2 protein-coding genes are annotated in these 1,110 nt (G+C 51.8%); both read left to right on the forward strand.

What is annotated here, in order from left to right; all coding sequences use genetic code 11:
* The coding region (locus tag QVO39_RS06285) for a zinc-dependent metalloprotease (protein WP_288171861.1) at positions 1 to 211 on the forward strand (211 nt) is incomplete at its 5' end.
* Positions 184 to 1,110: zinc-dependent metalloprotease (locus tag QVO39_RS06290; RefSeq protein ID WP_288171863.1), on the forward strand; the 927-nt coding region annotated here is incomplete at its 3' end. The genes QVO39_RS06285 and QVO39_RS06290, both read left to right, overlap by 28 nt.

Below are 1,110 nucleotides of genomic sequence, written 5' to 3' on the forward strand. Positions count from 1 at the left end.
GCACAATATGCTCGCCTCTAGTGCCTATCGCACCAAAGACCTACGAGACCCCTCTTTTGTTGCCAAGCACGGTATCTCACCCAGTATTATGGACTACGTAAGGCTCAATTACGTAGCCCAGCCCGAGGATCGAGTTCCTTTTGTCCTTCCACAGGTAGGCCCTTATGATAGGTATGTAGGGGAGTGGCTATATCTTATGATAGGTATGTAGTGGAGTGGCTATATCGCTACTTCCCCGAGCACCATGGCGATACCAATAAAGACACCAAAGTGCTCCAAGCAATGGTCGATAAGAAGAGCCAAGAGCGTATCTACCAGTACCTCCCAGAGCAGAGCTATGCCTTTGACCCACGGGTGATTGCCAACGACCTTGGCGACGACCCCATCGAGAGTAGCACCTTGGCGATAAAAAACCTTCAGCAGGTCTCTCATACCTTCCCAGTGTGGATCAAAGATGACCAAGATAGCCGAAAGAAGGATGCGCTGGACCTGGTGATAGCACAGCAATTTCATCAGCTCCTCAAAAACGTGATGCATCAGATCGGTGGCATACAGGTCAATCCTGCAAAGCCCACCAAGGAGACCCCACTCTACACCGTGCTCCCCAAAGAGGTACAGCGAAGCTCCCTCCGCTGGTGTGTAGATAGGATCAAGGAGTTTAAGAGCTACGGCAATCAAGATCTAGAGCGTATGAGCAATATCCGCATCAGCTACTACGACCAGCTCTTTGAATTCCTCATCAACGACCTTTACAATACTCGCATGAGGGTGCTCACCTCCTCGCACATCGTACCTGGGAGCTACTCTCAGGCAGAGTGGTTTGCCGATATGAGCCAAGAGGTCTTTCGTAACATCCGTGAGCACCGCGACCCCACGCATGCCGAGATCTTGCTACAGCGTGGCTTTATCAACCTAGGCAAGGCAGAGGTGAGTGGCACTACAATCCCTACCAAGATGATTCCGGCTGCCCTCAAGGAGGAAAACACCCCTACCCTTACCTCCTTTGGCGACCCACAGCGTAGCCCCTACCCTATGATCCGGCTAGAGGATATCGACGAGTCGGGGCTCCACTTTATGATCGTCCTAGAGAAGTTGCTCCCTCAGCTAGAA

This window comes from Porphyromonas sp. CAG:1061, assembly GCF_000435035.1.
Lineage (GTDB): Bacteria > Bacteroidota > Bacteroidia > Bacteroidales > Porphyromonadaceae > Porphyromonas_A > Porphyromonas_A somerae.